We start from the raw sequence: 7645 nt of genomic DNA on the forward strand, positions 1-7645 counted from the left end.
CCCCCCCCCCCCCCCCCCCCCCCCCCCCCCCCCCCCCCCCCCCCCGCCGGGAAATCTCACATTATGTGCGTTTCTTCAATTGCGTCACCACCAACTGGTGGCGGGCGTTGTAAAACTTCCGGTAGGTCAGATAGCAGGCAATAATGGTCGACAAGCTGGCGGTTGAGAGCAGCATAAACGTCACCATAATCTGATACTTAATCGCTTTTACCGGGTCTATACCGGCAAAAATCAGCCCGGACATCATCCCCGGCAGACTCACCAACCCCACAGTTTTTGCCGAATCCACGGTCGGGATCAGCGACGCACGAATACTTTCACGAATCAGGCGTGCAGAGGCCATTTTCGGCGTTGCCCCCAGACTCAGCTTCTCCTGAATCTGCTGCTGCTCGGCGCTAAAGCGCTGCCCCAGGTTGTTGTAGCACAGCCCCACCGCAATCATCGCGTTCCCGGCAATCATCCCGGAAATCGGGATCACCTGCATCGGCACAAAGGCAATCGAGCCGGAGAACACCAGCACCGCCAGCGTTAGCCCCGCGCCGGTGGTAATGGCAATAAACGATGACACAAAGGCTTTATCAATATACTTACTGCGCTTTTGGGCGTTGTACGCCGCGTTGAAGCAGATAAACAGCACCATGCACAGCGTCAGCACCGCGTGATTAACATTGAAGATATACTTCAATACATAGCCGACGATAATCAGCTGCACCACCGCCCGGCAGATACTCCAGATAATGTCTTTTTCCAGCGCCAGCTTTTCCCGGTAGCTCACGATGATGGCCACCAGTACCAGCACCATTGATAGCGCCAGCGATTGGTTAGTGATGATATGTTCGCTATTCATTGCCCGCCTCCCTATGCGAAGGCAGCGTCACCACTTCATCCGCATGGCTGATTTCATCTTTATCGTGCGTCACCCACAGCACGGCAATCTGCTGCTCGCGCACGTACTGATGAATAATCTCGTTCACGTTCTTTTTGTTTTGCTCGTCCAGCGCGCTGGTTATTTCATCCAGCAGCAGCACCTTCGGTAAAAATTGCAGGTTACGAATGAGCGATACCCGCTGTTTTTCCCCACCGGAGAGATCGTTAATCGATTTTGACAGCGTCTCTTCCGGCAGGCCAAAGCGTGCCAGCTGCGTCAGAAAACGATCCGGTTCAGGACTTTTATTGCGTATCTGCCACGGGAAAATAAAGTTGTCATAAACCGTATCGCCAAACAGCGCCGGGGTTTGTGCGCAGTAGGAAACCTGCTGGCGGTAAGCCTCCGGGGTTAATGCATTGATATCCTGGCCTTCAAATAGAATCTTCCCATCGGTGGGTGAAAGCAGCGAGGCGATAATTTTTAATAAGGTGCTTTTGCCGCAGCCGGAGGGCCCGGTAATCAGCGTAAATTCACCGGGGGCCACGCTTAAATTAATCTTATCAAGGACCGTTTTCTCACCAATATGAAAGCTCACCTGCTCAAGCTGTAAAATCGCGCTATTTTCCTTCATTGCTTTATTTTGTCCTGATGCTGACTTTTGTGCCCTTAGTGTAACCCCAATTAATTTCAGGGGGCGAATTTCCCCTGCATAGCCGATATACTTGAACAGGTTACGGACAGTTAAACAGGAGGTTTTATGCTGATATTTATCCCGGTTCTTATCTTCGTCGCGCTGGTGATTGTCGCGGCGGGCGTCAAAGTTGTGCCTCAGGGCTACCAGTGGACGGTCGAACGCTTTGGCCGCTATACCAAAACGCTGCATCCAGGGTTAAACCTGGTGGTGCCGTTTATGGATCGCATCGGCCGCAAAATCAATATGATGGAGCAAGTACTCGATATTCCATCTCAGGAAGTTATTTCCAAAGATAACGCCAACGTCTCAATTGATGCCGTTTGCTTTATTCAGGTCATTGATGCACCAAAAGCGGCCTATGAGGTCAGCAATCTTGAATTGGCCATTATCAACCTGACGATGACCAACATTCGTACCGTCCTCGGTTCGATGGAGCTCGACGAAATGCTCTCCCAGCGTGACAACATCAACACGCGCCTGCTGCATATCGTCGATGAAGCGACTAATCCGTGGGGCATCAAAATTACTCGTATCGAGATTCGCGACGTGCGTCCACCGGCAGAGCTTATCGATGCGATGAACGCACAGATGAAGGCCGAACGTACCAAGCGCGCCTATATTCTCGAAGCCGAAGGTATCCGTCAGGCGCAAATCGTTAAAGCCGAAGGTGAAAAACAGGCGCAGATCCTCACCGCTGAAGGTGAGCGTCAGTCAGCGTTCCTGCAGGCGGAAGCGCGTGAACGTTCTGCGCAGGCAGAAGCCACGGCAACGAAGATGGTTTCTGAAGCGATTGCTGCCGGTGATATCCAGGCGGTGAACTACTTCGTGGCGCAGAAATACACCGATGCGTTACAGCAGATTGGCTCCGCTAATAACAGCAAAGTGGTGATGATGCCGCTGGATGCCAGCAGCCTGATGGGTTCAATCGCCGGGATCGCCGAGCTGATTAAAGACAGCGCCAGCGAACGGAAATCATCATGATTGCGCTGGTGCTCACGCACCCGCATCTCTTCTGGCTAAGCCTTGGCGGGTTGCTTCTGGTTGCCGAAATGCTCGGCGGCAGCGGCTACCTGCTGTGGAGCGGCATTGCGGCGGCGGTCACCGGCGCCATTACCTGGCTGCTGCCCATTAGCTGGGAGTGGCAGGGTGTGCTGTTTGCCGTGCTGACGCTACTGGCGGCGTGGCTGTGGTGGAAGTGGTTGACCCGGCGAACGAACCGTCAGCGACCGGTTGAAGGCCAGCTTAACCAGCGCGGCCAACAGCTGCTGGGCCAGCGCTTTACGCTGGATAGCACGCTGGTGAACGGTCGCGGCCATATGCGGGTTGGCGATAGCTCCTGGCCGGTTGCCGCTGACGACGACCTGCCCGTCGGTAGCAAAGTCGAGGTGATTGCGGTGGAAGGGATTGTCCTACGAATCAGGCTCTCCCCTCCTCGCTAGGAATCAGGACTGGGTTTTACGGTGGCAGCAGCCGGAAAGATTATCAATAATCGGACAATCGGCGCTGTCATCTCCCGGGCAGGATGCTGCCAGCGAGAGCAGTTGATCGCGCATCGCCTGCAGGTCGCTGATGTGGCGCTCAATGTCCGCCACTTTTTGCAGCGTATAGGCTTTCACATCCGCGCTATGGCGCTTTGGATCGTTAAACAGATTCACCAGTTCGCCGCACTCTTCAAGATTAAACCCAACCTGTCGTGCCTGACGCAGTAGCGTAAACTCATCAAGGTGTTTCTGCGTGTAGCTGCGGTAGCCGTTTTCACTGCGCAGCGGCGGCGTGACCAGCCCCTTCTCTTCATAAAAACGAATCGCTTTGCTGGTTAAGCCGGTTTTTTTGGCAACATCACTGATATTCACATTTCCCCCTTGACCTTCCCCTTGCTGGAAGGTTTAACCTTCACAACTGTAGACCATAAGGTGAATTTGGTCATCCATTATTGAGGAAAGTGATATGTCTCAAACCATCGATCTAGCCCTGGACGGTCTGTCCTGCGGCCACTGCGTAAAACGCGTGAAAGAGAGCCTGGAACAACGCCCTGACGTTGACCATGCGGAAGTGACTATCGAAGCCGCCCACGTAACCGGCAGCGCCAGCGCCGACGCGCTTATCGAAACCATTAAACAAGCCGGTTATGGCGCGGAGTTAAGCCACCCAAAGGCTAAACCGCTGGCAGAGTCATCACTCCCGTCGGAAGCACTGACAGCGGCCACCCCTGAGCTTCCGGCAGCACAGGAACTGGATGACAGCCAACAATTGCTGATCAACGGTATGAGCTGCGCCAGCTGCGTTTCCCGGGTACAGAATGCGTTGCAGGCCGTACCGGGCGTCGTACAGGCACGGGTGAACCTGGCGGAGCGCACGGCCCTGGTGATGGGCAGCGCCTCCGCCGGGGATTTAGTCCAGGCGGTGGAAAAAGCCGGCTACGGCGCGGAAGCGATTGAAGACGATCTCAAGCGCCGCGAACGTCAGCAGGAAACCGCCCTCGCGACCATGAAGCGTTTTCGCTGGCAGGCGATCGTCGCCCTGCTGGTCGGCGTACCAGTCATGGTATGGGGGATGATCGGCGACAACATGATGGTCTCCGACGATAACCGCTCCCTGTGGCTGGTCATCGGTTTAGTCACCCTGGCGGTGATGATGTTTGCTGGCGGTCACTTTTACACCAGCGCGTGGAAAAGCCTGAAGAACCGTACTGCCACGATGGATACCCTCGTCGCGCTGGGTACCGGCGTTGCGTGGCTCTATTCGATGAGCGTCAACCTGTGGCCGCAGTGGTTCCCAATGGAAGCCCGCCACCTTTATTATGAAGCCAGTGCCATGATTATCGGTCTGATAAATCTGGGGCATATGCTGGAGGCTCGCGCACGCCAGCGCTCCTCCCGGGCGCTGGAAAAACTGCTCGACCTGACGCCGCCGACCGCTCGCGTAGTGACGGAAGACGGTGAGAAAACCGTGCCGCTGGCCGACGTTCAGCCTGGCATGATCTTACGTCTGGCAACCGGTGACCGCGTTCCGGTTGACGGTGAAATCAGCCAGGGCGAAGCCTGGTTTGATGAAGCGATGCTGACCGGTGAGCCTATCCCGCAGCAAAAAGGCGACGGTGACAGCATTCATGCCGGTACCGTGGTCGAAGACGGTTCAGTCCAGTTCCGCGCCAGCGCCGTAGGTAGCCACACCACGCTGTCGCGCATTATTAAAATGGTCCGTCAGGCGCAGAGCAGTAAGCCTGAAATCGGCCAACTGGCAGATAGAATCTCCGCCGTGTTCGTGCCGGTGGTGGTCGCCATTGCCATTTTTAGCGCCGCCATCTGGTACTTCTTCGGCCCGGCGCCGCAGATTGTCTACACCCTGGTTATCGCCACGACGGTGCTGATTATCGCCTGTCCATGTGCGTTAGGTCTGGCAACGCCGATGTCGATTATTGCCGGTGTCGGCCGTGCCGCAGAATACGGCGTACTGGTGCGTGATGCCGATGCATTGCAGCGCGCCAGCGAACTGACCACGCTGGTATTTGATAAAACCGGCACGCTGACCGAAGGCAAACCGCAGGTCGTTGCGGTCAAAACTCTCGGGGCGATTAGCGAAGCCACCGCGCTGCGCCTCGCCGCCGCACTGGAACAGGGTTCTAACCACCCGCTGGCCCGCGCTATCGTGGAGAAAGCCGCCGAAAAATCACTGCCGCAGGTTAACGCCTTCCGCACCCTGCGTGGGCTGGGCGTGAGCGGCGAAAGCGACGGACATACCCTGCTGCTCGGCAACCAGGCGCTGCTGCATGAACATCAGGTTGTCACCCGCGAGCTGGACGATGAAATGGCGCAGCAAGCCGCACAGGGCGCCACGCCGGTGCTGCTGGCCATCGATGGCAAAGCCGCCGCGCTGTTCGCCATTCGTGACCCGCTGCGCAGCGACAGCGTTGCCGCGCTGCAACGTCTGCACCGTGAAGGCTACCGTCTGGTGATGCTGACCGGGGATAACCCCGTCACCGCCAACGCGATTGCCAAAGAAGCGGGTATTGATGAAGTGATTGCAGGCGTACTGCCGGACGGTAAAGCGCAGGCGATTAAAGACTTGCAGGCGCAAGGCCAGAAAGTGGCGATGGTCGGCGATGGTATCAACGATGCGCCAGCGTTAGCGCAGGCCGATGTGGGTATCGCCATGGGCGGCGGCAGCGACGTAGCGATTGAAACCGCGGCGATTACGCTGATGCGTCATAGCCTGGTTGGGGTCGCCGATGCACTGGCGATTTCTCGTGCGACGCTGCGTAATATGAAGCAGAACCTGCTCGGGGCATTTGTCTATAACTCGCTGGGTATTCCGATTGCCGCGGGGATCCTCTGGCCGCTGACCGGGACGCTGCTGAACCCGGTGGTTGCGGGGGCTGCAATGGCGCTCTCATCGATTACCGTTGTGAGTAACGCTAACCGCCTGCTGCGCTTCAAACCTAAACAGTAATCTACCGTCCCTCCCGCCACCGGGAGGGACGCGTTTGCACCTTTCCCTCCATCGCGCTAGCATGAGATTTTCCTTCCAGGGAGCGCGGATGAGCCTGTTAAATCAACTACAACGCCTGTGGCGCACGCTGCGCGGTTCCCCCTACAGTTGGCCCGCGCTGGACGTCATACTCCCCGGCGGTCGCCATCTGCATCTGGTGGGCAGCATTCATATGGGCACGCGCGACATGGCGCCGCTTCCTGCTAAGCTGTTGAAAAAACTTCATCAGGCCGATGCGTTAATCGTCGAAGCGGATATCTCCGGTAACGAGACCCCTTTCAGCGATTTACCAGAATACCCGCCACTTCGCGAACGACTCAGCGAAGCGCAGTTCAGCCAGCTTGAAAAGCTCAGCGACGAACTGGGCATGCCGCTGTACCGCTTCGATACCCAGCCGCTGTGGCAGGTGGCGATGGTGCTGCAGGCCACCCAGGCGCAAAAGCTGGGTCTGCGCCCGGATTACGGTATTGATTATCAGCTCCTTCAGGCCGCGCGCGAAATGTCGCTGCCGGTGCAGGAACTGGAGGGGGCCGACAGCCAGATAGCCCTGCTCTGCCACCTTCCTGATGGGGGAATGGCGTTGCTTGACGATACGCTGACCCATTGGCACACCAACGCCCGGCTGCTGCAGGTGATGATCGGTTGGTGGTTAGAGCAGCCGCCGTCTAACGGCACGGCGTCGCTGCCCAATACTTTTAGCCAGTCACTGTATGATGTGCTGATGGTGAAACGCAATGAAGCCTGGCGCGACGCGCTGCTGGCGCTGCCGCCTGGACGTTATGTGGTGGCCGTGGGAGCGCTACATTTATACGGAGAGGGCAATCTGCCGCAAATGCTGAGATAAAAAAATGGCCAATATTTCTATTGGCCCGTCAAAGAGGAATTTCATCATTATTATTATCCCGGAGTTCGCACTCCGGATCTCTCGATTGTCGCTCAAAGTTGCCGCAACTGCCAATACCTATTGCGCAAGATTATACTATTTTTTAGTCCGTTTTAGGGCGTATGCTGGTTGCATATCACGTCTGTAGTAAGAAGGAACGTTATGACTCCCGCAGTTAAGCTACTCGAAAAGAACAAGATCCCGTTCAGTATCCACACCTACGATCACGATCCGAATGAAACTAATTTTGGCGATGAAGTGGTGCGTAAACTCGGCCTGAATGCCGACCAGGTATACAAAACACTTTTGGTTGCGATGAACGGCGACATGAAACAACTGGCGGTGGCGGTAACGCCGGTCGCCGGGCAGTTGGATCTGAAAAAGGTCGCGAAAGCGCTTGGGGCAAAAAAGGTCGACATGGCCGACCCGATGGTTGCCCAGCGCGTGACCGGTTATCTGGTGGGCGGTATCAGCCCGCTGGGGCAGAAGAAGCGTCTACCAACGGTGATTGATGCGCCATCGCAGGAATTTGCCTCTATTTATGTCTCCGGTGGGAAGCGCGGGCTGGATATTGAGCTGGCGGCGGTGGATTTAGCGAAGATTCTTGGCGCGACGTTTGCGGATATTGCGCGCCGGGATTGATCGTGTGGCCGGTTTACCCGGCGGGGGGGGGGGGGGGGGGGGGGGGGGGGGGGGGGGGTGGGGGGGGGGG

General features: G+C 56.7%; 8 protein-coding genes. 5 read left to right on the forward strand and 3 right to left on the reverse strand.

The window, feature by feature from the left end; all coding sequences use genetic code 11:
- Window positions 1–61: 61 nt before the first annotated feature.
- Window positions 62–847 carry an iron efflux ABC transporter permease subunit FetB gene (fetB, locus tag ACH1XZ_RS23080; protein ID WP_395597300.1) on the reverse strand — a complete coding sequence of 262 codons (786 nt, stop codon included), beginning with the start codon at window positions 845–847 and terminating at the stop codon, window positions 62–64.
- The gene (gene fetA, locus ACH1XZ_RS23085; RefSeq protein WP_395597301.1) at window positions 840–1499 is read right to left on the reverse strand and encodes an iron efflux ABC transporter ATP-binding subunit FetA; all 660 of its coding nucleotides are present in this window, start codon (window positions 1497–1499) and stop codon (window positions 840–842) included. The genes fetB and fetA overlap by 8 nt, the downstream gene beginning before the upstream one ends.
- Before the next feature lie 126 nt (window positions 1500–1625).
- On the opposite strand from fetA, the gene ACH1XZ_RS23090 reads away from it, so the two are divergent.
- The gene (locus ACH1XZ_RS23090) at window positions 1626–2543 is read left to right on the forward strand and encodes an SPFH domain-containing protein (RefSeq protein WP_395597302.1); all 918 of its coding nucleotides are present in this window, start codon (window positions 1626–1628) and stop codon (window positions 2541–2543) included.
- Entirely contained in the window at window positions 2540–3001 is a 462-nt protein-coding gene (locus ACH1XZ_RS23095) for an NfeD family protein (RefSeq protein ID WP_395597303.1), read from the forward strand. Before ACH1XZ_RS23090 ends, ACH1XZ_RS23095 begins: the two co-directional genes overlap by 4 nt.
- A gap of 3 nt (window positions 3002–3004) precedes the next feature.
- Here ACH1XZ_RS23095 and cueR read toward each other — a convergent pair whose 3' ends face one another.
- Entirely contained in the window at window positions 3005–3415 is a 411-nt protein-coding gene (cueR, locus tag ACH1XZ_RS23100; RefSeq protein ID WP_395597304.1) for a Cu(I)-responsive transcriptional regulator, read from the reverse strand.
- 94 nt (window positions 3416–3509) lie between these two features.
- Here cueR and copA point away from each other — a divergent pair, with 94 nt between their 5' ends.
- The 3 genes from copA to ybaK all read left to right on the forward strand — a co-directional run bounded on the left by copA (window position 3510) and on the right by ybaK (window position 7575).
- Entirely contained in the window at window positions 3510–6011 is a 2502-nt protein-coding gene (copA, locus tag ACH1XZ_RS23105; protein ID WP_395597305.1) for a copper-exporting P-type ATPase CopA, read from the forward strand.
- Between the two features lie 88 nt (window positions 6012–6099).
- On the forward strand, window positions 6100–6894 hold the full coding sequence (locus ACH1XZ_RS23110) for a TraB/GumN family protein (protein WP_395597306.1): 795 nt from the start codon (window positions 6100–6102) through the stop codon (window positions 6892–6894).
- 201 nt (window positions 6895–7095) lie between these two features.
- A complete protein-coding gene (ybaK, locus tag ACH1XZ_RS23115; RefSeq protein WP_106930539.1) occupies window positions 7096–7575 on the forward strand; it encodes a Cys-tRNA(Pro)/Cys-tRNA(Cys) deacylase YbaK in 480 nt (159 codons plus the stop codon).
- The last annotated feature ends 70 nt before the right edge of the window (window positions 7576–7645 follow it).

The sequence above is a fragment of the Kluyvera chengduensis genome (genome assembly GCF_044197065.1).
In the GTDB taxonomy this organism is placed as follows: Bacteria; Pseudomonadota; Gammaproteobacteria; order Enterobacterales; family Enterobacteriaceae; genus Kluyvera; species Kluyvera ascorbata_C.

Coding starts and splice junctions, on each gene's coding strand:
- fetA (WP_395597301.1), bottom strand. CDS start 1,499: ATGAAGGAAAATAGCGCGATTTTACAGCTTGAGCAGGTGAGCTTTCAT.
- fetB (WP_395597300.1), bottom strand. CDS start 847: ATGAATAGCGAACATATCATCACTAACCAATCGCTGGCGCTATCAATG.
- ACH1XZ_RS23090 (WP_395597302.1), top strand. CDS start 1,626: ATGCTGATATTTATCCCGGTTCTTATCTTCGTCGCGCTGGTGATTGTC.
- copA (WP_395597305.1), top strand. CDS start 3,510: ATGTCTCAAACCATCGATCTAGCCCTGGACGGTCTGTCCTGCGGCCAC.
- ybaK (WP_106930539.1), top strand. CDS start 7,096: ATGACTCCCGCAGTTAAGCTACTCGAAAAGAACAAGATCCCGTTCAGT.
- ACH1XZ_RS23095 (WP_395597303.1), top strand. CDS start 2,540: ATGATTGCGCTGGTGCTCACGCACCCGCATCTCTTCTGGCTAAGCCTT.
- ACH1XZ_RS23110 (WP_395597306.1), top strand. CDS start 6,100: ATGAGCCTGTTAAATCAACTACAACGCCTGTGGCGCACGCTGCGCGGT.